Annotated in this window: 27 protein-coding genes; 18 read left to right on the forward strand and 9 right to left on the reverse strand. The window is 32.1% G+C overall.

Annotated elements, in window-relative coordinates:
* Positions 1 to 6: 6 nt before the first annotated feature.
* From BTO06_RS14105 to BTO06_RS14120, 4 genes are read right to left on the reverse strand one after another with little or no spacing between them, the layout of a single operon-like run.
* Positions 7 to 651: an NADH:ubiquinone reductase (Na(+)-transporting) subunit D gene (locus BTO06_RS14105; protein ID WP_100925927.1), complete on the reverse strand. Its 645-nt coding sequence runs from the start codon at positions 649 to 651 to the stop codon at positions 7 to 9.
* Positions 652 to 653: 2 nt separating this feature from the next.
* On the reverse strand, positions 654 to 1,394 hold the full coding sequence (locus BTO06_RS14110) for a Na(+)-translocating NADH-quinone reductase subunit C (RefSeq protein WP_100925928.1): 741 nt from the start codon (positions 1,392 to 1,394) through the stop codon (positions 654 to 656).
* A gap of 5 nt (positions 1,395 to 1,399) precedes the next feature.
* The gene (locus tag BTO06_RS14115) at positions 1,400 to 2,608 is read right to left on the reverse strand and encodes an NADH:ubiquinone reductase (Na(+)-transporting) subunit B (RefSeq protein ID WP_100925929.1); all 1,209 of its coding nucleotides are present in this window, start codon (positions 2,606 to 2,608) and stop codon (positions 1,400 to 1,402) included.
* 3 nt (positions 2,609 to 2,611) lie between these two features.
* Positions 2,612 to 3,958, reverse strand: a complete 1,347-nt coding sequence (locus BTO06_RS14120; RefSeq protein WP_100925930.1) for a Na(+)-translocating NADH-quinone reductase subunit A — start codon at positions 3,956 to 3,958, stop codon at positions 2,612 to 2,614.
* Between the two features lie 162 nt (positions 3,959 to 4,120).
* Here BTO06_RS14120 and BTO06_RS14125 point away from each other — a divergent pair, with 162 nt between their 5' ends.
* Genes BTO06_RS14125 through BTO06_RS14135 form a run of 3 tightly spaced genes read left to right on the forward strand, consistent with a single transcriptional unit; the run spans position 4,121 to position 6,858 of the window.
* Positions 4,121 to 5,338, forward strand: coding sequence for a type IX secretion system plug protein (locus tag BTO06_RS14125; RefSeq protein ID WP_100925931.1), 1,218 nt, complete (start codon positions 4,121 to 4,123; stop codon positions 5,336 to 5,338).
* A gap of 44 nt (positions 5,339 to 5,382) precedes the next feature.
* On the forward strand, positions 5,383 to 5,769 hold the full coding sequence (gene apaG / locus BTO06_RS14130; protein ID WP_100925932.1) for a Co2+/Mg2+ efflux protein ApaG: 387 nt from the start codon (positions 5,383 to 5,385) through the stop codon (positions 5,767 to 5,769).
* The gene (locus BTO06_RS14135; RefSeq protein ID WP_100925933.1) at positions 5,770 to 6,858 is read left to right on the forward strand and encodes a DUF3667 domain-containing protein; all 1,089 of its coding nucleotides are present in this window, start codon (positions 5,770 to 5,772) and stop codon (positions 6,856 to 6,858) included. It abuts the gene before it with no gap.
* Here the strand turns inward: BTO06_RS14135 and BTO06_RS14140 are convergent.
* Positions 6,795 to 7,556: an NRDE family protein gene (locus BTO06_RS14140; protein WP_100925934.1), complete on the reverse strand. Its 762-nt coding sequence runs from the start codon at positions 7,554 to 7,556 to the stop codon at positions 6,795 to 6,797. The genes BTO06_RS14135 and BTO06_RS14140 overlap by 64 nt on opposite strands.
* A 132-nt stretch (positions 7,557 to 7,688) precedes the next feature.
* Here BTO06_RS14140 and pruA point away from each other — a divergent pair, with 132 nt between their 5' ends.
* Positions 7,689 to 9,314: an L-glutamate gamma-semialdehyde dehydrogenase gene (gene pruA / locus BTO06_RS14145; protein WP_100925935.1), complete on the forward strand. Its 1,626-nt coding sequence runs from the start codon at positions 7,689 to 7,691 to the stop codon at positions 9,312 to 9,314.
* A gap of 481 nt (positions 9,315 to 9,795) precedes the next feature.
* Here pruA and rsmG read toward each other — a convergent pair whose 3' ends face one another.
* Positions 9,796 to 10,431 (reverse strand): 16S rRNA (guanine(527)-N(7))-methyltransferase RsmG, encoded by a 636-nt coding sequence (gene rsmG / locus BTO06_RS14150; RefSeq protein ID WP_100925936.1) that lies wholly within the window; start codon positions 10,429 to 10,431, stop codon positions 9,796 to 9,798.
* A gap of 141 nt (positions 10,432 to 10,572) precedes the next feature.
* Between rsmG and BTO06_RS14155 the strand changes: the two genes are divergently transcribed.
* Both BTO06_RS14155 and BTO06_RS14160 read left to right on the forward strand, forming a co-directional pair.
* A complete protein-coding gene (locus tag BTO06_RS14155) occupies positions 10,573 to 11,664 on the forward strand; it encodes a fatty acid desaturase family protein (protein ID WP_100925937.1) in 1,092 nt (363 codons plus the stop codon).
* Between the two features lie 11 nt (positions 11,665 to 11,675).
* A complete protein-coding gene (locus BTO06_RS14160; protein ID WP_198517085.1) occupies positions 11,676 to 12,863 on the forward strand; it encodes a pyridoxal phosphate-dependent aminotransferase in 1,188 nt (395 codons plus the stop codon).
* Between the two features lie 24 nt (positions 12,864 to 12,887).
* Here the strand turns inward: BTO06_RS14160 and BTO06_RS14165 are convergent, their stop codons facing one another.
* Positions 12,888 to 13,367 carry a retropepsin-like aspartic protease gene (locus BTO06_RS14165; protein WP_100925938.1) on the reverse strand — a complete coding sequence of 160 codons (480 nt, stop codon included), beginning with the start codon at positions 13,365 to 13,367 and terminating at the stop codon, positions 12,888 to 12,890.
* Between the two features lie 40 nt (positions 13,368 to 13,407).
* Between BTO06_RS14165 and BTO06_RS14170 the strand changes: the two genes are divergently transcribed.
* Entirely contained in the window at positions 13,408 to 14,172 is a 765-nt protein-coding gene (locus tag BTO06_RS14170) for a TatD family hydrolase (RefSeq protein WP_100925939.1), read from the forward strand.
* Complete coding sequence (locus tag BTO06_RS14175) at positions 14,165 to 14,650, forward strand: methylated-DNA--[protein]-cysteine S-methyltransferase (RefSeq protein WP_443081479.1); 486 nt, start codon at positions 14,165 to 14,167, stop codon at positions 14,648 to 14,650. The genes BTO06_RS14170 and BTO06_RS14175 overlap by 8 nt, the downstream gene beginning before the upstream one ends.
* On the opposite strand, the gene BTO06_RS14180 is transcribed toward BTO06_RS14175, so the two are convergent.
* Both BTO06_RS14180 and BTO06_RS14185 read right to left on the reverse strand, forming a co-directional pair.
* Positions 14,647 to 15,093: a nucleoside deaminase gene (locus BTO06_RS14180; RefSeq protein WP_100925940.1), complete on the reverse strand. Its 447-nt coding sequence runs from the start codon at positions 15,091 to 15,093 to the stop codon at positions 14,647 to 14,649. The genes BTO06_RS14175 and BTO06_RS14180 overlap by 4 nt on opposite strands.
* Complete coding sequence (locus tag BTO06_RS14185; protein WP_100925941.1) at positions 15,093 to 15,650, reverse strand: MOSC domain-containing protein; 558 nt, start codon at positions 15,648 to 15,650, stop codon at positions 15,093 to 15,095. The genes BTO06_RS14180 and BTO06_RS14185 overlap by 1 nt, the downstream gene beginning before the upstream one ends.
* A 63-nt stretch (positions 15,651 to 15,713) precedes the next feature.
* On the opposite strand from BTO06_RS14185, the gene BTO06_RS14190 reads away from it, so the two are divergent.
* The 10 genes from BTO06_RS14190 to BTO06_RS14235 all read left to right on the forward strand — a co-directional run bounded on the left by BTO06_RS14190 (position 15,714) and on the right by BTO06_RS14235 (position 25,835).
* Complete coding sequence (locus tag BTO06_RS14190) at positions 15,714 to 16,478, forward strand: UDP-2,3-diacylglucosamine diphosphatase (protein WP_198517086.1); 765 nt, start codon at positions 15,714 to 15,716, stop codon at positions 16,476 to 16,478.
* A 546-nt stretch (positions 16,479 to 17,024) separates the two neighbouring features.
* Complete coding sequence (locus BTO06_RS14195; protein ID WP_100925942.1) at positions 17,025 to 18,014, forward strand: AAA family ATPase; 990 nt, start codon at positions 17,025 to 17,027, stop codon at positions 18,012 to 18,014.
* Positions 18,015 to 18,094: 80 nt separating this feature from the next.
* The gene (locus BTO06_RS14200) at positions 18,095 to 18,424 is read left to right on the forward strand and encodes a hypothetical protein (protein ID WP_100925943.1); all 330 of its coding nucleotides are present in this window, start codon (positions 18,095 to 18,097) and stop codon (positions 18,422 to 18,424) included.
* Between the two features lie 3 nt (positions 18,425 to 18,427).
* Entirely contained in the window at positions 18,428 to 19,294 is an 867-nt protein-coding gene (locus BTO06_RS14205) for a DUF58 domain-containing protein (RefSeq protein WP_100925944.1), read from the forward strand.
* Position 19,295: 1 nt separating this feature from the next.
* Positions 19,296 to 20,372: a hypothetical protein gene (locus tag BTO06_RS14210; RefSeq protein WP_198517087.1), complete on the forward strand. Its 1,077-nt coding sequence runs from the start codon at positions 19,296 to 19,298 to the stop codon at positions 20,370 to 20,372.
* Positions 20,362 to 21,366 carry a vWA domain-containing protein gene (locus tag BTO06_RS14215; RefSeq protein ID WP_100925945.1) on the forward strand — a complete coding sequence of 335 codons (1,005 nt, stop codon included), beginning with the start codon at positions 20,362 to 20,364 and terminating at the stop codon, positions 21,364 to 21,366. Before BTO06_RS14210 ends, BTO06_RS14215 begins: the two co-directional genes overlap by 11 nt.
* A gap of 3 nt (positions 21,367 to 21,369) precedes the next feature.
* Entirely contained in the window at positions 21,370 to 22,413 is a 1,044-nt protein-coding gene (locus tag BTO06_RS14220) for a VWA domain-containing protein (protein WP_100925946.1), read from the forward strand.
* A 1-nt stretch (position 22,414) separates the two neighbouring features.
* Positions 22,415 to 23,224, forward strand: a complete 810-nt coding sequence (locus BTO06_RS14225) for a tetratricopeptide repeat protein (RefSeq protein WP_100926801.1) — start codon at positions 22,415 to 22,417, stop codon at positions 23,222 to 23,224.
* Positions 23,225 to 23,313: 89 nt separating this feature from the next.
* Positions 23,314 to 25,074: a BatD family protein gene (locus BTO06_RS14230; protein ID WP_100925947.1), complete on the forward strand. Its 1,761-nt coding sequence runs from the start codon at positions 23,314 to 23,316 to the stop codon at positions 25,072 to 25,074.
* On the forward strand, positions 25,074 to 25,835 hold the full coding sequence (locus BTO06_RS14235; protein WP_100925948.1) for an SH3 domain-containing protein: 762 nt from the start codon (positions 25,074 to 25,076) through the stop codon (positions 25,833 to 25,835). The genes BTO06_RS14230 and BTO06_RS14235 overlap by 1 nt, the downstream gene beginning before the upstream one ends.
* Positions 25,836 to 25,872: the final 37 nt, after the last annotated feature.

The raw sequence follows: 25,872 nt of genomic DNA on the forward strand, positions 1-25,872 counted from the left end.
AAGCGTTTAGTCTTCAATTAATGCTTTGTTTCTACTACGTTGTACCCAAATGATAATACCAACAACGATTAACGCCATTGGAGATAATAACATGAATCCATTATTTTCATATCCTAAAGCATATAAACCTGTCTTTTCAATTGGATCTCCCAATACTTTTACACCTAATAAAGTACCAGAACCTAACAACTCTCTAAAAAATCCTACAATAATTAAGATTGCAGCATATCCTAAAGCATTTCCAATACCATCTAAGAATGATCTCCAAGGTCCATTCCCTAAGGCAAACGCTTCAAAACGTCCCATAATAATACAGTTAGTAATAATTAATCCGACGAAAACGGATAGTGTCTTACTCAATTCGTAAGCAAAAGCCTTTAATACTAAATCAACGATAATTACTAAGGTAGCAACTACAATTAACTGTACTATAATCCTAATTTTAGATGGAATTATATTTCTCATTAATGAGATTACTACGTTACCTACTCCTAATACAAATAATACAGAAATAGACATTACTATTGAGGCTTGTAATTCTGCTGTAATTGCTAAAGCAGAACAAATACCTAATACCTGAATCGTAATTGGATTGTTATCCGCTAACGGGTCAGTGATTAACTTTGTGTCTTTCTTTGATAAAAGTCCCATATTTATTTTAAAGTTTTAAAGTAAGGTACGTATAATTTTAACTCTGACTTAATCATAGCAGCTACTCCGTCACCAGTAATAGTAGCTCCTGCAATTGCATCTACCGCGTTGTCATTTTTATCATCGTTTTTAGGATCTGCATTAGACTTAGAGACAGCGATTCCTTTGAACTCACCATTGCTCATCAAATCCTCTCCAGTAAAATCATCCATAAAGAAACGTTGCTTAATATTCGCTCCTAAACCAGGTGTTTCTCCTTTGTGATCGAAAAATACTCCCTGAACTACCATTTTTTTATCCATTGCAACATATCCCCAAATAGCATCCCACAATCCTTTTCCTCTAATAGGAGCAATATAGAATGTTTGGTTATCTTTTTCTCCAACAAATAGAGGTAATTTTCTAGCCTTACCTTGTTTTGCTATGGCTTGTTCCTTTTTTACATCGATTAAATATGCTTTATCATCTTCTCTTGGAACATTATTCTCAATAACAACTTGCTTTGTAATATACTTTCCAAAAATTTCTTCTGCTTTATCAGCGGCTACAAAATTAACGCTAGTTTCATCATTCTCATTAACTCCCATAGCGTATAAAATATTCTGTTGCTTCTCAACTTTTTCGTTGATTGTAATTAACGGTTTTGTTAGTGAAAATATAGAAGCTAATAATGCACCTACAACCACAACCATTCCTACTGCGAATAATACCGTGTACCCATTACTGTCTGTCTTGTTACTCATAATAATTAGGCGGTTTTAGCTTTTAAACGTTTTAATCTTCTTTTTACATTTCCTTGAACCACATAGTGATCAATAGTCGGAGCAAAAACATTCATTAATAAGATTGCTAAAAATACTCCTTCCGGATAAGCTGGATTAAATACACGAATCATTATCGAAATAAATCCGATTAAGAATCCGTAGATCAATTTACCTTTATTTGTTTGAGAAGCAGTTACAGGATCTGTTGCCATGTAAACGGCTCCAAATGCTAAACCTCCAATAATTAAATGCTCATACCAATCTGCGCTCATTAACCCATAGAACTTACTTGTATCCGCAATAATTCCATTAGAAGCTATAAGATTGAAAATAATACCCATTACTGCTGCTCCAAAGAAGGTAGATACAATAATTCTCCAGCTTCCAATTTTTGTAAAAATAAGGAAAGCTGCTCCTACTAAAATTAAAAATGCTGAAGTTTCTCCTACGGAACCTGGAATAAATCCAAAGAACTTATCGAACATTGAATATGCTACTTCTTGATTTTGTGCATAACTACCTAAAATAGTTTCTCCAGAAATGGCATCAGGAGTACCAGCTTTCGCTACTGCATCATGCACCCAAACTTTGTCTCCTGACATCCAAGTTGGATATGCAAAGAATAAAAATGCACGAATCGTTAAAGCGGGATTTAAGATATTCATTCCTGTACCTCCAAATACTTCTTTACCGATTATAACTCCAAATGCAACAGCAACTGCTAACATCCATAATGGTAAATCTACTGGCACGATTAATGGAACTAACATTCCAGTTACCAAGTAACCTTCCTCCACTTCATGTCCTTTAATAACTGCAAAAATAAACTCGATAATCAATCCAACTCCATAAGAAACAATTACTAAAGGAAGTATTTTTATAATACCAATCCATAGGTTATTGAAATTCCAGAAATTTGAAGAAAAGAAATTTCCAGCGATACTTTCAATTTCTCCTGAAGCTAAATGATGTTGGTAACCTGCATTAAACATTCCAAAAATTAAACATGGAATTAATGCCATAATTACCGTATTCATTGTACGTTTTAAATCATCTGCCGCTTTAATATGCGTTCCACTGTGAGTGGTTTCGTTCGGTAAATATAAAAAGGTATGGATTGCGTTAAACGCAGGAGCCATTTTTGTGCCTTTATATTTCTCTTTTAAATTATGTAAATTTTGTTTTAAACCCATATCTTATCCTAGTTCTTTCATCATTAAATCTAAACCTTCACGAATAATTTTCTGATGTGGTTGTTTAGATACACAAATAAATTCTGTTAATGCAAAATCTTCAGGAGCTACTTCATAAGCTCCTAAACCTTCCATTTCATCGAGATCTTTATACATACAAGCTTTTAACAATTGCATTGGATAAATATCTAAAGGAAATACCTCTTCATAAGAACCAGTTACAACGAATGCTCTATGTTCTCCATTTGTATTTGTATTTAAATCATACTTCTTTTTTGGATTTAACCAAGAAAAAGTTAAAGCTCTTGATGTTGATATTTTATTAAACACTGGTTTATTCCAACCGAAAAATTCGTAATCATCTCCTTCTGGGATTGCTGTAATTTGATTGTCATAATACCCTAAGAAACCATTTTCATCAACCTGTAAACCCGACAACACATTACCACTAATGATTCGCGTATTGTCATTAACAATATTATCTTTTACAACATCAGAGATTTGAGCTCCTGCTATTACGTTTACATATTTTGGATCGTTAATTTTCGATCCAGTTAAAGCAACTATTCTTGTAACATTTAATTTTCCAGTTAATAACAATTCTCCAATCACGATTAAATCTTGAGGCGAAACTACCCAAACAACTTCTCCTTTGTTAAGTGGATTAACTTGAGAGATTTGTGTACTGACGTTACCCACTGGATGTGGTCCAGATAAAGCATGTAATTCAACACCTGAAATAGATTTTAATGGAGAACTAGAAGTCCCAACCGAAACATGGACTTTACCTTCTGTTAATTTGGTTAAGCCTGTTAATGCAGCCTGCAATTCTGATTCTTTACCTTTTAAAACGTAATCATAATCAGCAGCTAATGGAGCACTATTATAACCCGAAACAAAGATTGCTTTCGGAGCTTGGTTAGGATTTGCAACAACATCGTAAGGACGCTGTTTGATAAACGGCCAACAACCAGAATTAAATAAATGCGTTTTCACTTCTTCACCTGACATAGAATTCACATCTACCTTTCCAAAATCTTTGTACTCCTGTGTTCCGTTTGTTGTTATTTTAATTTCTAAAACTTTTCTACGAGCTCCACGAACAATTTCTGTTACTTTACCACTTACTGGACTTGGAAATAAAATACGCTCATCGCTTTTATTATAAAAGAGAGCTTCTCCTGCTTTTACCTCTGTACCTTCTTTTGCTAAAATTTTAGGAATTATGCCGTGAAAATCATCTGGCTTTACAGCAAAAACGCTACCTAACGAAAGTTTGGCAGTTTCTTTTTTTGCTTCACCAACGAGCTTAATATCCAGCCCTTTTTTAATACGGATGTCTTTTGACATAGTAACGAATGTATTTGATTTTCTTAAAAAACATGCAAATTTAATTATTTAAAAAATGACTTGTAATCAAATGTCGCTATATCTTACGAACAAAACAGTTATTTATATTTGTTCTAAATAATTAGTTGTAATTTCGTTTTGCATCAGATAATTTTATGTACAATGTTAAAAAAACTTGGTTTCATTATACTCCTATTAGTCGGCTTAAACTCAAGAAGCCAAAACATTAAAACAGTTCAACTACTTCCTGTAAATAAAAAATCTCCCATACCAATTGTTCCTCTTGGCAATGTATTAGAATTATCTTTTGATGATCTTGACGCAGATAACAAAGATTATCAATATAAAATTGAACACATGACTTATGATTGGAAACCAAGCAATTTACAGGCGAATCAATACATCAATGGTTTTGAACAAAATTACATTATTGATGTGACCAATTCGTTTAACACCTTACAAAGTTATACTCATTACAAAATTAAAATCCCTAACCAGAATACCACTATAACTGAAAGCGGGAATTATTTAATTTCTATATTAAATGATGACGACGAAGTAGTATTTTCCAGAAAATGTGTGTTCTACGAAAACCTAACAACCATAGGAGTAAATGTGCTAAGAGGACGAAATACCAGCTCAAACAACTCTAAACAAACTGTTCAGTTCATCATAAATCATAAAGGATTGAATATTAACAATCCTACACAAGAAATTAAAATTCAGTTATTACAAAACAACAACTGGAACACTTCCATTACGGATATCGATCCTCTCTTTATAAGACCTAATCAATTAATCTATAACTACACGGAAGAAACTAATTTCTTTGGTGGAAACGAATTCTTATTCTTCGATAACAAATATATACGAAACACAAATTTGAATATTGCCAAAACGGTGCGGGACGATATCTTTCACAACTATCTATACACAGACATCGAAAGGGCATTTAAACCTTACACTTACAACCCAGATATAAACGGAAATTTCATTATCAGAACGCTAGATGCTGAGGACACAGATACAGAAGCTGACTATGCGATGATGCACTTTTCATTAGAAGTCAATCAACCATTTAAAAATAAAGATGTTTATGTTTATGGAGCATACAACAACTTTGAACTTACCAATGACAATAAGTTACAATACAACGAAAATGAACGAGTTTACCAGGGAGAAATTTTACTAAAACAAGGATTTTATAATTATACTTATGTGACAGTTGAACCGGACAACAGCATTGATTTAACAGAGATAAATGGTTCCTTTTTTCAAACTGAAAATGAATATACTCTACTGGCATATTACAAACCTTTCGGCGCCTTATTTTACAGAGTAATCGGAGTAGGCAATGGATTTTTTGATCAAAACAGATAAAGACCAAAGTTGTAGCATTGAAGAAAAAAGGTTACTTTTAATTTATGTTTCAGCAAATAACTAAAGGAATTAAAATTTCAGTAAAAACAGTTTACAACGGAATTATTTATCGCGGATACGTTCAGCATCACGCGTTTAGTTATTTTATTACTATTAAAAACAACTCAAAAGACACGGTACAACTACTACAGAGATTCTGGACTATTTACGATTCATTAAATGAGACTGAACATATTGAGGGGGAGGGTGTTGTTGGACAAACACCTATTATTAAACCCAATGAAGAATACAATTACCGCTCAAATTGTTTCATCATTTCATCGATTGGTGCGATGGGCGGAAGCTATAAAATGATCAACACGAAGAACAATAATAATTTTCTAGTAGAAATCCCAACTTTCCAACTAATCACTACATCTACGCTAAATTAAATGGCTAAAAATAATAAACTAGCTGTAATTAAAGATTCTAACTGTTTAAATTGTGGATATCCTTTTTCTGGACATGAAATTTTTTGTCCAAGTTGCGGACAAAAAAATAAAGGAAGCAGAATCACTTTTGGAAATTTCATAAAAGAAGTATTTGCAGGATTTTTCTCTTGGGACACTAAATTCTGGAGAACATTAATCACCTTGATAGCTAGACCTGGTAAAATATCATCAGATTATGTTGAAGGAAAAAGAGTACGTTACGCAAATCCTTTTAGGTTTTACATCACTGCCTCTATTTTATTCTTTCTAGTTTATGGTATTAATGAAACTTTAAACAATTTTCAACAACTTAATAGTAAAAGCTCTTTCTCTACAAAGAAAAAAGATAATATTGAATTAGATTCAATCAACAACATTATTAACAATGAAATTGCTAAAGCCCAAAAACCGCTAGATTCGACCCAACTCGAACTCGCAAAACAACTCAACATCCCTTTAAATGACTCACTTGCTTTAAAAAACAAACCGACAATTTCATTTGGTGGAAGCACTCGTTTGGATGACTACATAAAATTCAATAGGAAATACCCTGACATCAATGCATATACAGCTCTAGATAGTTTAAAACAGGAAAACACACTTTTGAATCGATTTTTATATAACAGAGCAATTTTAGCAAACTCATTTTTTAAAGAACAAGATAAAAGGAAAGAATTTGCTAGTAAAATGCTATCCTATGGATCCATTTCATTATTCGTTTTACTGCCTATTTTTACGTTGTTTCTAAAATTCTTTTATGTAAGAAAAAAATACACCTATGTAGAGCATTTGATTTTTGTTTTTCATACACAAACTGTCTTCTTCTTACTCTTAACAATCTTGATATCTGTAAATCTTTTTACCGAAAACGTGGGTACTGAGATTTTTATAGGTCTCTTTTTGATTTATTTATTTATTGCCATGAAAAAGTTTTATAATCAAGGGTATTTTAAGACCCTTATAAAGTTTATAATGGTAAACTTTGTTTATATGTTTTTAGCAATAATCGGAATTACATTTGTTGGCTTGCTATCCTTTGCTTTATTTTGATAGGACAAAAGGCTTGTTTCATTTTTAAGAACATCAAAATACTGCATTTCTAAAACTTTATCTTTCTTTTTTACCGAAGTAATACTCACAGTTTCAACGTATGGCCTTTTCATTTTAAGCGAAATTTCATCCCCGTGTGATGCATCTAAATGAAAATTCAAGATACTCGATTGATTCATTTCTTCATTTTGCTCTAACCAATCTCGAAACCAATCCTTCCTTAAGTTGTTCATTTCTTGGGTATACAATGTTGAACTTGACCAAATACTCGGTTTGTTATCCAATTTTCTAAAATCTTTTTGCTTACCTGTCCAAACTAACTCATATGCTTCTAAACTCCTCATCCAATCAATCATTACAAGAGTAAAAGGCTCAACTCCATCTAGTTCTAATTCATTTATAAAATTAACTGCGTCATCAGAAACTAAAATTTGCTTAACTATAATACCTCTACTTATTCTGTAAGAAAATTCTCTTTCATGAATTTCATATCCTCCATTTAGAAGACAAACTAATCTTTGGTTTTCACTTAATCCAATCCAAGTTCCTCCAGCCAATTCATCTTTCGGGTACACCAACTTGACGTCATTTTCTATATACTCTTTTGGCCCAATGGTATTTCTACTAGGACTTTCGTCTCTATTAGAAGTAAAAATAAAATCTCCTCCTCCTAAAGGTAAATATGTTACGGTACACATATAGTTTTGTTTAAAAAAATTAAATACAAATTTTTCATAGCTCGTAATTAATAAACTTTACAAAAACCATACTAAAAATTGTACATTTGCTAAACCAAAATTATCATATATAAATTCATTAAACAAACAACCATGGGAAAAGGATTTTTTAACGTTCCAGTTGCGGTTAACGAACCTGTAAAAGGATACGCTCCTGGATCTCCAGAAAGAGAAAGTGTTTCAAAACAATACACAGCTTACTTTAACGGTTCTATAGATGTACCAATGTATATCGGGAACGAAGAAGTTAGAACTGGCAATACGAGAAATATGACTCCGCCACACGATCATCAACATGTTGTTGGACAATATCATATCGGAGATAAAAGTCATGCTCAAAAAGCAATTACCAGTGCTTTAGAAGCTAGAGAACAATGGGCACAAATGCCATGGGAACAAAGAGCTGCGATATTTTTACGTGCAGCTGAATTAATTGCTGGACCGTATAGAGCAAAAATGAATGCTTCTACAATGATCGCTCAATCAAAAACAGTACACCAAGCAGAAATTGATGCCGCTTGTGAGTTAATTGATTTTTTGCGATTCAACGTAGAATATATGTCTGAAATTTATGCTGAACAACCAAACTCTGATGATGGAATTTGGAACAGAGTTGAATACAGACCATTAGAAGGATTTGTATATGCAATTACTCCATTTAACTTTACTGCTATTGCAGCAAACTTGCCTGCTTCAGCAGCTATGATGGGTAATACTGTAGTTTGGAAACCATCTGACAGCCAAATATTTTCTGCAAAAGTTATTGTAGATGTATTCAAAGAAGCTGGTTTACCAGGCGGTGTTATTAATGTAATCTATGGAGATCCAGTAGAAATTACAGAAGTTGTTTTATCTTCTCCAGATTTCGCAGGATTACATTTCACAGGTTCTACATTTGTATTTAAAGAACTTTGGAAAAAAATCGGTGAAAATATTCACACATATAAAACATACCCGAGAATTGTAGGTGAAACTGGCGGTAAAGACTTTATCGTTGCTCACCCATCTGCCAACCCAAAGCAAGTAGCAACTGGTATTTCTCGTGGGGCTTTTGAATTCCAAGGACAAAAATGTTCCGCTGCTTCTAGAGTTTATTTACCAAAATCTATAGCTAATGAAGTTCTAGAATACGTAAAAGAAGATATCGCTTCATTTAAAATGGGATCTCCTGAAGACATGAGTAACTTTATCACGGCTGTTATCCACGAAGGATCATTTGATAAATTAGCTATGTATATAGATCAAGCTAAAGAAGATCCTGATGCTGAAATTTTTGCTGGAGGTGAATATGACAAATCAAAAGGTTATTTTATTGAACCAACGGTTATATTAGCCAAAGATCCTAAATACACTACAATGAGTACTGAATTATTCGGACCTGTAGTTACTATTTATGTATACGAAGATGAAAACTGGGCTGAAACACTAAAATTAGTTGACGGAACCTCTGAATATGCTTTAACTGGAGCTGTTTTCTCAACAAATAGATACGCAATTGCTGAAGCTACAAAAGCATTAGAAAACTGCGCTGGAAACTTTTATATTAATGACAAGCCAACTGGAGCAGTTGTTGGTCAACAGCCATTTGGTGGAGCAAGAGCTTCAGGAACAAATGATAAAGCAGGATCTGCCCAAAACTTATTAAGATGGGTATCTCCAAGATTAATCAAGGAAACTTTTGTTTCTCCATCTGATTATCGCTATCCATTTTTAGGATAAAAATAGATGACATTCATATATTGGAAAGGCTGAAAATATTTTCAGCCTTTTTTTGTTGTTTTAGCTCAAAAAACCTTTCCATCGCTAAGGATTAAATATTTGAATTTACCTTCAGTAAAGACTCATCATATATTCAAAACTATACTGTCACAAAAAACAATACTCCATTGAAATTCGTGGTTATATAAAATCATAATAAAACATCTGTTAGGCTATAACCAACTAAAATAAGAAGTCAGTTGTAAAAAGATCTTTCTTAACTTGTCCAAAAGAATTGACAAAAATGACTTGAAAAAACAATTAGATTAAAATTTTAAGGAAATACAAGTATTGGTCTACACTTTTTGCCAATTGAAATTACGAGAACAACGGGAAGTCAATTTTTTTTTAAATTATAAAAAATTATAGTTAACTTTCAACTGGCTGTTATCCCCTTCAGATGACACCAAAAGCGGGAATCGAATTGGCAACAATCGATTCCCTATTTTACTCCTTTGTATTTTATTGGTAAATGAACTACTTTTTTTGTTTCAAAAAATTCTTCTTCAAAAAAACTTGTTAAATCATAAATAGTAGCTTTTGGAAACTTGGTTAACTCTTCAGATAAATCCCCTCCCTTTAAATAAAGAATTCCATTTTTCAACTCATGATTTTGCTTTTTATGAACCTTATCCTTCACCCATCTATGGAACGTTTCCATCTGAGCGACAGCTCTACTCACAATAAAATCGTAGGTTTCCTTAACTTCCTCTACTCTACCATGAGTAGTTTTTACATTTTCTAAACCTAAACCCTCTACTACTTCATTCACCACTTTAATCTTTTTCCCAATAGAATCAACTAAATGAAAATTAGTCCCCGGAAATAATATAGCTAAAGGAATTCCAGGAAAACCACCTCCTGTTCCAACATCCATAACATTTGATCCAGGTTGAAACTCCATCACTTTTGCTATCCCTAGTGAATGTAAAACATGACGTAAATACAATTCATCAATATCTTTCCTCGATACAACATTGATTTTAAGGTTCCAATCCTCGTATAACGACTGTAACTTTTCGAAGTGTTCTATTTGTTTTTCTGTAAGATTTGGAAAGTATTTCAAAATGATATCCATATTATTCTTTTTGCGACGACAAAAATAGGAACAATTACTGATAGTTAAAGATTAATACAATTTAATAATTATCGTTAAAAACTTACGTTAACAGAAAAAGATGTTACAAAAACACTTATTTTTACTCCTTTAAAATAGATGATGAATACAATTAAATTTTCCAGAATAGATAAAACAAAGTTCTTTAGAACTTTAAATAAACGCGTAAACGAATATTTTAAAGAAAATAAAATAAAAAGAACTGGGAACTGGAAGCTTTATTTCAAGGCTATTATTATGTTCACCTTGTTCTTAGCTCCTTTTGCGATTATACTTACTGTAAACATGCCAGGTTGGTTACAATTATTGCTTACTGTAGTAATTGGCTTCGGTATGGCTGGCGTTGGAATGAATGTAATGCATGACAGTAATCACGAATCATTCTCTAGTAAAAAGTGGGTAAACGATTTAATGGGAAGTAGCATGTATATTTTAGCAGGAAATGTGTACAACTGGAAGGTTCAACACAACGTTTTACATCACACATACACAAATATACAAGATCACGATGAAGATATGGATGCGGGTAGAATTATACGCTTTTCAAAACATACACAATGGAGGCCATTCCATAGGTATCAAAAGTATTATTCACCTGTATTATATGGTTTGTTGACAATAAACTGGGCAATTACAACAGATTTCAAACAAATGCACCGTTATTTAAAAAGAAAACTTTCTTACGGAAAATTCCCAAATCCAAAGGTAGAGTGGACAAAACTAATTATAACTAAGATTGCTTATTATGCCATGTGGTTAGTTTTGCCATTACTAGTTTTAAATATTGCTTGGTGGAAAGTATTAATCGGTTTTTTTGTTATGCATTATACTGCAGGAATCATTTTAAGTTTTGTTTTCCAATTAGCACACATTGTTCCTAAAACTGAAACTCCATTACCAGACGACGGAGGAAACATGAAAAACACTTGGGCAATTCACCAGTTATACACTACAGCGAATTTCGCTCCAAAAAACTGGTTCATCAACTTTTATACAGGCGGATTAAACCACCAAGTTGAGCACCATATTTTCCCTCATATTTCGCATATCCATTACAAGAAGATTGCGAAAATCGTAAAAGAAACAGCTAAGGAATTTAACTTGCCTTATCACGAATACAAATCAACACGTAAAGCAATATTAGAGCATTTAAGACATATTGCTGAACTAGGAAAAAAACCACAACTAGCATAATCAAACACAAAATGTCTGAAGCATTATCAAACAGAATTAACAGTTTACCTGTTTCACAAACTTTAGCAATGGCGGCTAAAGCGAGAGAGTTAAAAGGCCAAGGGAAAGATATTATTAGCTTAAGCTTAGGGGAGCCTGATTTTAACACTCCAGATTTTATTAAAGATGCGGCAGTAGAAGCCATCGATCAAAATTTCAACTCGTATACTCCAGTGGATGGGTATATTGAATTAAAAGAGGCAATCTGCACCAAATTTAAGCGTGATAATAATTTAGATTACAAACCAAACCAGATTGTGGTTTCAACAGGAGCTAAACAATCTATTGCTAATGTAGCACAGGTTTTATTAAACCCAGGAGATGAAGTATTATTGCCAGCTCCATATTGGGTGAGTTACTCCGCAATTGCAACTTTATGTGAAGCTAAATTTGTAGAGATTCCATCTTCTATTGATGCAGATTTTAAAATCGCACCAAAACAATTAGAAGACGCTATTACTCCAAAAACAAAAATGGTATTCTTTAACTCACCAAACAATCCTAGTGGAAGTATTTATAGTGAGGCTGAATACAGAGCATTAGCAGAAGTTTTAGAAAAACATCCACAGATTTATATTCTTTCTGATGAAATTTACGAGCATATCAACTATGGTGTAAAACCTTTTAGTTTTGCAGCAATTGAAAGTATGTATGATAGAACAATTACTGTAAATGGATTAGCAAAAGCATTTGCTATGACAGGATGGAGAATTGGATATATTGGTGCTCCAGATTGGATAGCTAAAGCTTGTACTAAAATGCAAGGACAAATTACATCAGGAACAAACTGTATTGCACAACGTGCAGCAATTACCGCAGTTTCAGCTTCTCCAGATCAAGTACAATATATGGTAAATGAATTCAAATCTCGTAGAGATATTGTATTAGGTTTATTAGGAAAAATTGAAGGATTTAAATTAAACGTACCAGAAGGTGCTTTTTATATTTTTCCTGATATCTCTGCTTTCTTTGGAAAGACAATTAGAGGTAAAAAAATTGAAAATGCGAACGACTTTTCTATGTTATTATTAGAAGAGGCAAATGTAGCAACGGTAACAGGTGAAGCTTTCGGAGCTCCAAATTGCATTAGAATGTCTTATGCCGCGTCTGAATTACAATTAAGAGAAGCTGTTAAAAGAATTAAAGAAGTCTTAAGTTAATTGTAAACTTAATTTCAAGATAAATTAAAAAGGCAACGACAATGTTCGTTGCTTTTTCTTTTTCATTTTTTTCAAGTACAATACTTTCTTATCGTAATCGATAAACGCCTTTCCCTTCTCTAACACATCAGCACCAATAATTCCATGTACTTTTTCAGCCTTATGCTGAGTTAAAGCAGTATTTACATGAGTCATATCAAACAATACTAAATCACAACTTTTTAGTTTCCAATCACCAATTTTTAAATCATTGCCTGACGATTTATACGTTTCCATATCTGTAGCTCCTGCTCCAGCCGCTTTTACTTCACTTTCTTCAGAAGTTAACTTAAAATAATCCAGCAAATCTAAACCAACACAAGAATTTGAAGCCCCAGTATCTAAAATAAACGTTCCTTTAATCCCATTAATTTTTGCAGATAACTCCAAGTGATTTGTTATCATCTTTTTTAATTTGATTCGAACGTATTTCTTTTTACGTAATACTTTTTTCAAACTTGCCATTTCTTGTACTTTTGTTGCACAAAGATACAGCATAATTTATATGATTACAGATTCACATACACACTTATATTCTGAGCAATTTGATGAAGATAGAGATTTAATGATTGCAAGAGCTAAAGAAATTGGAGTTTCAAGATTTTTTATCCCAGCCATTGATAGCTCTTACACGGATAGAATGTTCGAATTAGAGAAAAATTATCCAAATGATGTGTATTTAATGATGGGCTTACACCCAACTTCTGTGAAAGAAAATTATCAAGAGGAATTGGCTCATGTAAAAGATTGGATTGATCAGCGAGAATTTTACGCCATTGGTGAAATTGGAATTGATTTATATTGGGATAAAACATTTTTAAAACAACAACAAGAATCTTTTAGAATACAAATACAATGGGCAAAAGAAAAAAAACTTCCCATTGTAATTCATTGTAGAAATGCTTTTGATGAAATTTTTGAAGTATTAGAACTAGAAAAAGGGGATGATTTACGCGGAATTTTTCATTGTTTCACTGGAACTTTAGAACAAGCACAGAAGGCTATTTCGTACAATATGAAATTAGGTATTGGTGGAGTTGTAACATTTAAAAACGGTAAAATTGATAAGTTTTTAAATGAGGTAGATTTAGAACATATTGTTCTTGAAACTGACTCGCCTTATTTAGCACCAACTCCGTATAGAGGCAAAAGAAACGAAAGTAGTTATATAGAGCAAGTTGTTGGGAAACTTGTTGATATCTACGGAAAAAAATTCCAAGAAATTTCAGAAATTACAACTGAAAACTCTAAAGCTGTATTTGGTGTCTGAAATTAATATCGCAAATTATAAATCTCCAATCGGAACTATTCAAATAAAAGGAAACGAGAAAGAAATTCACTCAATTCATTTTGTTGAAGAAAACATAGCTCATTTGAATAATACTGAGGCTAAGGAAGTACAAAAATGCATTCAGCAATTAGATGAATATTTTAACGGAATGAGAAAGGAATTTGCTTTAACCTTACGTCCTAAAGGAACAGAATTTCAAGGAAAAGTTTGGACGGAATTATTAAAAGTCCCTTTTGGTAAAAAGAGAAGTTATTTGAAGCAATCTAAGAGATTAGGTGATGTAAAAGCAATAAGAGCTGTTGCCTCAGCAAATGGTAAAAACCCAATATCTATCATTATTCCTTGCCACAGAATTATTGGTTCGGATGGATCTTTAGCTGGATATACTGGTGGAGTTTGGAGAAAGAAATGGTTACTCGAGCATGAAAGTGGCAACAAACAACAGAGTTTGTTTTAATTCAAATTTCTTTTTTCAACAAAAAAACGTCTCATTAATTGACCACATTCTTCTTCTAAAACACCTGAAACTACTTTGGTTTTTGGATGTAGTTTAGTTCCTAAAATAGTAAAACCAGACCTTGGCTCACTAGCTCCATAAACTATTTTTCCAATTTGAGTCCAATAACTTGCTCCTGCACACATTTGACACGGTTCAACAGTAACATACAATGTACAATCTCTTAAATATTTCCCTCCTAAATAATCTGCAGCTGAAGTAAAAGCCTGCATTTCTGCATGCGCCGTAACATCGTTTAAACGTTCGGTTAAATTATGAGCTCTAGCAATAATTTGATTCTTAAATACAATTATCGCTCCTACCGGAACTTCTCCTTTCTTAAAAGCCTCTTCTGCTTCCAAAAGCGCTTTTTTCATAAAATATGTATCGTCAAAAGGATTCATTACATATTCTTTTTTAATCTTTTTTCATTGTAGATATCAGCTATTGTAGGTTTTGTTTTATCCGTTTTTATCAATTCAAAAACATCTCCTTTCTTCACATAACCTGTTTGTAACACTTTGAAATAAACCCCACTCTTATCTGTATTCCAAAATTGCTTTACGATTTTCATGTCATTAAATCGAACACCTAATTTCATACAAGGTTGTCTTGGTTTAGTAACTTCAACAATAGTTTCGCCTACTTTAAAAGTGTCGCCGACATGAAGTTCTGATTCTTCACAATCCGATAATGTCAAATTTTCTCCAAACATTCCCAATTCCCATTCTAAATTTGGGTAGAGTTCTTTAAAATAATGATAGTGTTTTTCTGAAAATGCATACACAGCCTGATCAACTCCACCGTGTTTTTCACGATTACAAATTGTATCTCCTTTTACATCCTCCACATCTAAGAAAATTGGTTCTTCCACTGGGAATTTAAAAATCCCTGTAGTAACAATTTTGCCTTTCCAATTTATTTCTTTTCGCTCTCCTATATTTGTAGCAACTATTTTCATCGAAATGCGTTTTATACAAAGTTAGCTAAATAAATTAGTTATTTTTACCCAAAATTATTCGATTTGACGTCTATTACTATTTCTGAAAACAAGAAAGTATATTTTGCTTCTGACCAACATTTAGGAGCTCCAACTCAAGAACAAAGCTTTCCTAGAGAACAAAAATTTGTTCGGTGGCTAAATGAAATTAAAAAGGACGCAGAAGCTATTTTTCTACTAGGAGATTTATTTGATTTTTGGTTTGAATATAAAACAGTAGTTCCGAAAGGTTTTGTTAGAGTATTAGGAAAATTAGCAGAAATTAAAGATAGCGGGATTCCAATTTACTTTTTTGTTGGAAATCATGATTTATGGATGCGCGATTATTTTGAAAAAGAACTTACTATTCCTGTTTTTCATTCTCCACAAGAATTCAAAATAAACAATAAATTATTTCTTATTGGTCATGGTGACGGTTTAGGGCCTAATGACAATGGATATAAAAGAATGAAAAAAGTTTTTACTTTTCCTTTATTTAAATGGATGTTCAGATGGTTACATCCCGATTTAGGTGTTAAGCTTGGGCAGTATATGTCTGTCAAGAACAAAATGATTTCTGGGGATGAAGATTTTAAATTCTTGGGAAAAGAGAAAGAATGGTTGGTACAATACTGCAAACGTAAATTAGAAAGCAAACACTACGATTTCTTTATATTTGGACACAGACACCTTCCGCTAGACATTCAACTAAAAGAAGGCAGTAAGTACTACAATTTAGGTGACTGGATAAACTTTTACACTTATGGATCTTTTAATCAAACTGAGTTTTCTTTATTAGAATATAAATAAAAAAGGTGCCGAAACAAATTGACACCTCTTTTGTTAAACAAAATTTGATTAATTCAATTAGAATTTAAAAGCAAGCCCTTTACTAAAGATCCTACAATTAAATCCAAATTGGTTCTCTTCTTATGGATATTAAAGTTTCCAAAACTACTAAGGTATTAATACTAAAAGGGAAACATCAAGTATTAATTTCATTTTTTTCATTGAAAATACACTAGTAATGAATTTTCAATTATTTTCTTTTCAGTTAAAATATTAACAGAACTAAACAATACTATGCTTGAAATGTCTCTTAAATAATTCGTTTCAACTACTAAATAGACCAAATATTTTAAAAAACCCACAATCAAAAATAGAATTATCTGTATCAAAAACAACATTTAATATTATAAATCACAATATTTTAACATATAGTTTATTTTTTTTATTCCAAAAATCAAATTTAAATGAGTAGAAAATCAACAATCTTTAACCTACTTTTAACAAGAAAAAAATTGTTAATATTGTAGTTTTGTTCACTGATATTATAACCAATAACATTTTTTATATATGGATGTAGATGTAAGAGCTATTAATGAAAAAATCGAAGTTGAAAGTGCGTTTGTAGATTTACTTACAAATGAAATGAATAAAGTTATTGTTGGTCAAAAATATATGATCGAAAGACTACTAATTGGTTTACTAGGAAACGGACATATTCTTCTTGAAGGAGTTCCCGGACTAGCAAAAACTTTAGCAATTAATACCTTATCAAAAGCAGTTCAAGGAAGTTTCAGTAGAGTTCAGTTTACTCCAGACCTTTTACCTGCTGATGTTATTGGTACTATGATTTACAATGTAAAAGATAATGACTTTTCCATTAAAAAAGGGCCAATCTTTGCCAATTTTGTTCTAGCAGATGAGATTAACCGTGCACCTGCAAAGGTACAGTCTGCATTACTTGAAGCAATGCAAGAAAAACAAATCACTATTGGTGACGAGACTTTTAAATTAGACGAACCTTTTTTAGTAATGGCTACTCAAAATCCAGTTGAACAAGAAGGAACGTATCCATTACCTGAAGCCCAAATGGATCGTTTCATGTTAAAAACACTTATTGATTATCCAAAATTACAAGACGAACAATTAATAATGAGACAAAGCTTAAATAACAGCTTTGGAAAAGTAAATCCTGTAGTCTCTTTGGAAAAAATCATAAAAGCTAGAGAAGCTGTCAATGAAGTTTACATGGACGAAAAAATTGAAAAATATATACTTGATATTATTTTCGCAACACGTTACCCTGAAAACTATAACCTAAGTAAACTAAAACCGTTAATAAGCTTTGGGTCTTCTCCTCGTGGTAGTATTGCACTAGCAAAAGCCGCTAAATGCTATGCTTTCATAAAACGAAGAGGATACGTTATCCCTGAAGATGTTAGAGCCATGGCACATGATGTATTGCGACATAGAGTCGGAATTACCTATGAAGCTGAAGCTGAAAACATGAGTTCTATTGATATTATTAACACTATCATAAACGAAGTTCAAGTTCCGTAAAAACTTCATACCAAATCAACTTAAAGTAAATCAACTAGCCATTCAAAAAATTACTTAATCCCTTAAAATTTTTGTTAAGAATGACTTTTAAACTAACAACGTATAAAACGTTAACAGGTGAAAAACAAATTTTAGAAACCAAATCACAAAAGAGTACAGAAGCTGTTATTTATGAGAACAACCGGCCAGCCTATCTAGTTGACTGTTTTGATTTAAAAACAGAATCAAACGTACAAATGAATTATTTAGTTCTTTGCCAACAAAGAAGTATGAAAAATGTAATTGAAGAGATCGGAGAAAAAAACAACGTTAATTTAACGGTAAAAGAAGCTCCGAAGTTTTCATTGAAAAAATCATCAGAAGATCAAGATTTAGAATTGCCCCCTCTTCCACTAGAATGGGTAGATTAATATATGAACACTAAAGAATTACTTAAAAAAGTTCGAAAAATTGAGATTAAGACAAAACGTTTGTCTAATCATATATTTGGAGGTGAATACCATTCAACATTTAAAGGTCGTGGTATGACTTTTTCTGAAGTTCGTCAATATCAATATGGTGATGATATTAGAGCCATTGATTGGAACGTTACGGCGAGATATAATGAACCTTATATTAAGGTTTTTGAAGAAGAAAGAGAACTCACGATGATGTTAATGGTGGATGTTTCTGGCTCTAAACTTTTTGGTACTTCAACTCAATTTAAAAAAGATACTGTAACAGAGATTGCCGCTACATTGGCTTTCTCTGCTATACAGAACAATGACAAAGTAGGTCTTATTTTGTTTTCCGATCAAATTGAATTATACATTCCTCCTAAAAAAGGAAAGAGTCATGTGCTTCGCATCATTCGTGAATTAATCGAATTCTCACCAAAAAGTAGGAAAACGAATATCAACGAAGCTTTAAAATTCTTGTCAAGCGTAATGAAGAAAAAAGCAATTGTTTTTATGCTTTCAGACTTTGTTGATGAGAAATATGAGAGAAACCTTAAAATTGTTGGAAATAAACATGATTTAACTGGTATCAGAATTTATGACAAATTCGATGAAGAAATTCCGAATTTAGGAATGGTGCCAATGCTTGATAATGAAACGCAGGAAGTAAGACTTATCAACACCAGTTCAAAATCAGTTAGAAACATATATAAAGCAAACGCTGTTCGATTGAAAGATGAATTCCAAACATCTTTTAAGAAAAGTGGTTTAGGAACCATTAATGTACGAGTGGACGAAAGTTACGTTAAAAAACTACTGGGTTACTTTAAAAACAAAGGATAAATTGAAGAAAATTTTACTCTACATAGCGTTATTTTGTTCAAGCTGGATGGTGGCACAAACTTCACCTGTTGAGGCTATTGTTGATACAACCAACATTCGTATCGGAGAACAATTTGAATATAAAATATCCGTAGAAGGTACTGAAAATGTGATAATTCCCAAACTTGAACTAAAAGGACTTGAAGTTGTTGATAGTCTACGTTTAGATACTTTGAAAAATAAACTTATTCAAAAATATATTTTAACTGGTTTTGACAGTGGAGCTTTTTACATTCCGAAACAACAAATATTTATTCGTAACCAGGCACATTTCACCGATAGTTTATTAATCAATGTTGCAACTGTAAAGGTAGACACTACTCAAATTAAAATGTTTGAAATCAAAGGAATTAAGGGAGAACCTTATCAATTTGATGATTACAAAAATACGCTTTATTGGATTTTAGGAATTCTATTTGTTGTGACAACAGTTTTATACTTCGCTCTTAAGAGAAGTGATAATGAAGAAATTAAAACTAGAGAACAGTTATTAAATCCATATCAAGAAGCAGTTCGTAACTTAAAACTCCTAGAGGAAAAATTGTTATGGCAAAATAATAAAGTAAAACAATATTACAGTGAATTAACCGATATCGTTAGAAACTTCATTGAACGTGAACTCAATGTACCTGCCCTAGAGACTACTACAAGGGGCTTAATTGAAACTTTATCAGACTTTACTGAAACCAAATCAATTTTAACCGATAAAGAAACTATTACTAGTTTAAACAAACTACTACAACAAGCTGATTTAGTAAAATTTGCTAAATCAAAACCATTAGCTCATGAAATAGAAGCTGACAGAAATATCGCAAAACATATTGTTGATAATATCAAACCAAATATTGAAATTGAAGAAAGTTCTGAAGTAGATCTAGTAATTATAGTAGAAAAGCCAATTATTAAAAATCCGTCGGCTTTAGTTAAAATCATTGCTCTTCTATTAGCAATAGGAATATCTATTTCAATTGCTTACTCTATTTCGAAAGTAACACCAAAGTTGAACTCGTTAAAAACACCTATAACAAATGTTGAATAATTTCGAGTTTCATAGTCCAGAGTTTTTATGGCTATTTGCTCTAATTCCGCTTATTGCACTTTGGTTTTTCTCAAGTAGAAAAAAAGAAAGCACATTACTTTCAGTACCGAGCATTAGAGGTTTTGAAGGAAGTAATTCTATTTTGGCTAAACTAAAACCTTTACTTCATTTTATGAGGTTACTTGCACTTTCTGCTTTAATCGTGGGACTAGCTAGACCGAGAAATGTTTCTGTAAGTAAAAAAACAAAAACAAATAGAGGAATTGATATTGTTATGGCAATTGATGTTTCTGCTAGTATGCTCGCAAAAGATTTAAAACCAAATAGATTAGAAGCTTTAAAACGAGTAGCTGTTGACTTTGTAAACAGAAGACCCAATGACAGAATAGGTATTGTTGTTTATGCTGGTGAAAGTTTTACACAAACTCCAATTACAAGCGATAAATCAATTGTGAAAAGAACTATTTCTGAAATTAAATGGGGACAATTAGAGGGGGGAACTGCTATTGGAATGGGATTGGGATCTGCGGTAAATAGATTAAAAGAAAGTAAGGCTAAAAGTAAAGTTATCATTTTGCTTACTGATGGTGTCAACAATGCTGGATTTGTAGACCCTAAAACAGCGACTGAATTAGCTAAAGAATTAAATATTAAAGTTTATACAATTGGTATCGGAACAAACGGTATGGCTCCTTTCCCTTGGGCAAAAGACCCAAGAACCGGAAAATTGTCATTTAGAAACCAACAAGTTGAAATTGATGAAAAATTACTAAAATTTATCGCAAACGAAACCGAAGGCCAATACTTCCGTGCTACTGGAAATGCTAAACTAAAAGAAATTTACGATGAGATTGATAAGCTCGAAAAGACGAAAATAGAGGAGTTTAAATACTATAATTATTCTGAACAGTATCGTTTTTGGGTAATCATAGCTGGTATATTTTTAATACTAGAATTTGTTTTACGAAACACAATCTTTAAAAGCTTTATTTAAAATATGTATAAGTTAGAAGAACCAATATATTTTTATCTATTTGCAATAGTGCCAGTACTAGTTGTAATATTTCTATTGGTTTTGTGGTGGAAAAAAAATACGCGTAAGAAATTTGCGGATCTAGCACTATTGGAAAAACTTGCTCCCAACCTGTCTAATTTTAAAGCAATTTTAAAACTTTCTTTTTTACTGATTGGATTATCATTTTTGATTATTGCCTTAGTAAATCCTAAAATGGGAACTAAACTACAAACTATAAAACGAGAAGGTGTTGATATCATTTTTGCTTTAGACGTTTCAAAAAGTATGCTAGCGCAAGATATTGCTCCAAATAGATTGGAAAAAGCCAAGCAAATTATCTCTAAAATAATTGACAAATTAGGAAGCGATCGCGTTGGGATTATCATATATGCGGGTAACGCCTATCCCTTATTACCTATTACAACGGACCATGCAGCTGCAAAAATGTTCTTACAAAATGCAAATCCAGACATGGTTTCAAGCCAAGGAACAGCAATAACAGAGGCTTTAGATTTAGCCAAAACCTATTATAACAACGACGAACAAACAAACAAATTCTTACTTATTCTATCTGATGGTGAAGATCATCAGGAGGAAACCAAGCAAAAAGCACAGGATATTGCAAATGAAGGTGTAAAAGTTTACACGATTGGAGTAGGTACAGAATCAGGTGGACCAATACCGATTAAATTAAACGGTGGAAATATTGGTTATAAGAAGGATAGACAAGGAGAAACTGTTATTACTCAGCGTAAACCTGAAATACTTGAAGGTATTGCAAGAGCTTCAAACGGAACTTACATCGATGGAAACAAGACGGAGCAACCCGTGAAAGCGATAGAGAAAATTATATCGAATGCTCAGAAAAGTGAATTCGAAACTAAACAGTTTTCAGACTATAAAGATCAATTCCAATGGTTTTTAGGAATTGGATTCCTGTTTTTACTCGTTGATGTTTTCTTTTTTGAAAGAAAAACAAAATGGTTGAAGAAAGTAGATTTATTTAATGAAAAGGAAGAGAAATAGTATGAAAAAAACAATTGAAATATTAACTATCATTCTTGCTTTTTTCTGCAATAACACTCGTGCACAGCAAGATACACTTCAGTTAAAACGTGAAGCCCGATCTCTTTTAAGGGAAGGTAATAAACTCTATAACAAACAACAGTTTGACAAAGCTTCACTCTCTTATCGAAAAGCAATTAGTAAAAATACCAAATATGATAAAGCTAGCTACAATTATGGAAATGCTTTGTATCAAGGTAAAAAATATAAAGATGCGGTTTCTCAATATGAATTAGCAACTAAAACTGCTCAAACGAAAGTAGAAAAAGCAGAAGCCTATCACAATATTGGTAATGCTATGATGGAGCAAAAACAATATCAACAAGCAATTGATGCCTATAAAAATGCATTAAAAAATAACCCAGGGGATGATGAGACTCGTTATAATCTTGCGGTAGCTCAACAAAAAGCAGAAAAGGAAAAACAGAAAAATAAAAACGACAAAAATAAGGATAAAAAGAACCAACAGAATAAAGACCAGAAAAAGGATCAAGATCAAAAAAATAAAGATCCAAATAAGGACAAAAAGGAAGGTGACGATAAAGATCAAAAGAAAAACCAGGATCAAAAAAATAAAGACGACAAAAAGGATCCTAAGAAGGATCAAAACAACAAGGATAAACAAAAGCAAAAACCTAAGCAAGGTAAAATGTCACCTGAGCAAATGAAACAGCTTTTAGAAAGCTTAAATAACGAAGAGAAGAAAACTCAGAAAAAAATGAACGTTAATAAATCAAAAGGCAGGAAGGTTAAACAAGAAAAAGATTGGTAAGAATTAGGAAAATTTTAAGACCAAAATCTTAAAAATCAATTAATTTACCTACTTAAAAAAAAGTATTTTTGTCCGATTTGAATTCAAAAATGAAACTAAAGTTTATTACATTAATAGTATCACTGATTACACTATCAGCCTTCTCTCAAGAAACTGAATTTGTAGCTAAAGTAAGTAAAAATAAACTTGGGCTTAATCAACGTTTGCGTGTTGAATTTTCGATTAACAAGCAAGGTGCAGACAATTTTGTGCCTCCAAATTTCACAAACTTCAAAATTGTTGGAGGTCCAAGTCATTCGGTTAGTCAATCTTGGGTTAATGGGAAAGCTAGTTTCTCACAAAAATACTCGTATATAATCAAGCCACTTAAAAAAGGTGAGTTCAATCTACCTTCCGCTAGTATTATCCTTGATGGGGAAAAACTAGAATCTAAACCTGTAAAGATTATAGTAACGGAAGCTGTAAAAGTTCCTAAAAATCCAAATGACCCAGATTATATTGCTGAACAAAATATTCATTTAGTTGCTGAAATTTCTAAAGCACGTCCATATGTAGGAGAAGGAATTTATGTCGAATATCGCCTTTACTTTAGTAACAATGTAGGTATTTATGATAATGCCGTAACCGAAGCTCCGCAATACAACGGGTTCTGGAATCAAGAAATTAAAAGAGATGGTTCCCAAGTTAAAACCGCTATGTATAACGGTGAACAATATCGTTATGCAGTCTTAAATAAAGCCTTGCTAATTCCGACAAAATCTGGAAAGTTAACTATCGATCCGATGAAAATGGATATTGTAGTTGCCGTGCCTACAGGTAGAGGTGATTTTTTCGGAAATCCAATTACAAAACAAGTGAGAAAAGAATATTCGTCTGCTAAAAAAATCATTAACGTCAAAGACTTACCACTTGAAGGAAAACCAGAAAGTTTCACGGGAGCTGTTGGTTATTTTAATTATGAGTTAACTTCATCACGAAATGTTTTAAAAGCAAATGAATCTTCTCAAATAAAAGTGGTTGTCAAGGGAAAAGGAAACTTAAAACTTTTTGAACTACCTAAAATTCAAACTCCTAAAGAATTAGAAGTTTATCAACCTGAACGTAAAGAGAAAGTTTCTATAACCACTTCTGGATTAAGTGGTTCAGTTATTGACAACTATACTGTAGTACCTGAATACAAAGGGAAATACAAAATTCCTACTACTGAATTTTCATACTTCAACCCTAAAGATCAAAAATATCATACAATTACGACAGATGATATTTTTGTAGATGTTACAGAAGGAAAAGAATTAGCTCCGAGTACTACAGGTAATCAAGTTATTAAACAAAGCGTAGTTACAACAGGCAAGAACTTTAGATACATCCAAACCTCAACAACCCTAGGTCCAATCGTAAAATCAGATTTCTATAAATCAACACTATTTTATATACTATTAATTGTACCTTTTATTCTGGTTCCGGTAATTATCTTAATTAATAAAAAGAGGGAGGAAAGAAATGCTGATATTATTGGAAGTAAACAACGTAAAGCAGACCGTTTAGCTCGTAAATATTTATCTGAAGCTAAATCTCAATTAGGAAATAAAGAACCATTTTATGAAGCACTGGAAAGAGCTCTTCATAACTATTTAAAAGCCAAACTTAAGGTTGAAACTTCCGAGATTAGCAGAGAGAAAATTAGTCAATTGCTAGAAGATAAAAATGTTAATTCTAATTCAATTGATGAATTCATTGGAGTTTTAAAGGATTGTGATTTTGCACGTTACACCCCAATAACTAATTTGCAAATGAATCAAGAATACGAAAAAGCAAAACAAGTAATAACCCAAATAGACAAGCAATTATAATGAAGAAGATACTTTTGTTACTGGCGTTTTTTACTTTAAATGGTCTTTTTTCTCAAGACTTTGATAAATTATTTTCTGAAGCTAACAATTATTACAAAAATGGTAATTATGAAAATGCAATTAAGTTGTACGAACAAATTACAGCATCGGGAAATGTTTCAACTGAATTATTCTATAACCTCGGAAATAGTTATTACAAAATAAACAAAGTTGGTCCTTCTATTTACAATTATGAGAAGGCATTATTGCTCGATCCACTAAACGAAGATGCAGCAAACAACTTAATCTTTGCTCAAAGACTTTCACTAGATCGTATAGAAGAATTACCAAAATCTGCTCTTCAAAAGTTTAATGAAAATTATTTAAACAAATTACATTACAATCAATGGGCTACCTTTTCAGTTGTATTATCATTACTTGCTGCCTTATTCTTTTTACTATATTACTTCTCTACTAGCCCTTCAATAAAAAGATTATTTTTTACTTCTGCTATTATAAGTGCACTGTTATTAACAACTGTTATTTTAATTACTGTGAATCAATATGGCACTGATAATCGAAAAATAGAAGCGATTATCTATTCAACTGAAGTTTCAGTTAAAAATGAACCTACAAAAAGTGCAGAAGAGGCATTTATACTCCATGAAGGAACAAAAGTTAATGTTTTAGATGAAGTTGATAATTGGAAAAAAATAAAATTGATAGACGGAAAAATTGGATGGCTTAAAGAAGAAGATATTAATATTTTAAGCGTTTTTTAGTTTTTTTAACAACAACCTCAACAAGTTTTCATATTTT

It is taken from the genome of Tenacibaculum sp. SZ-18 (assembly GCF_002813915.1).
Taxonomy (GTDB): Bacteria; Bacteroidota; Bacteroidia; order Flavobacteriales; family Flavobacteriaceae; genus Polaribacter.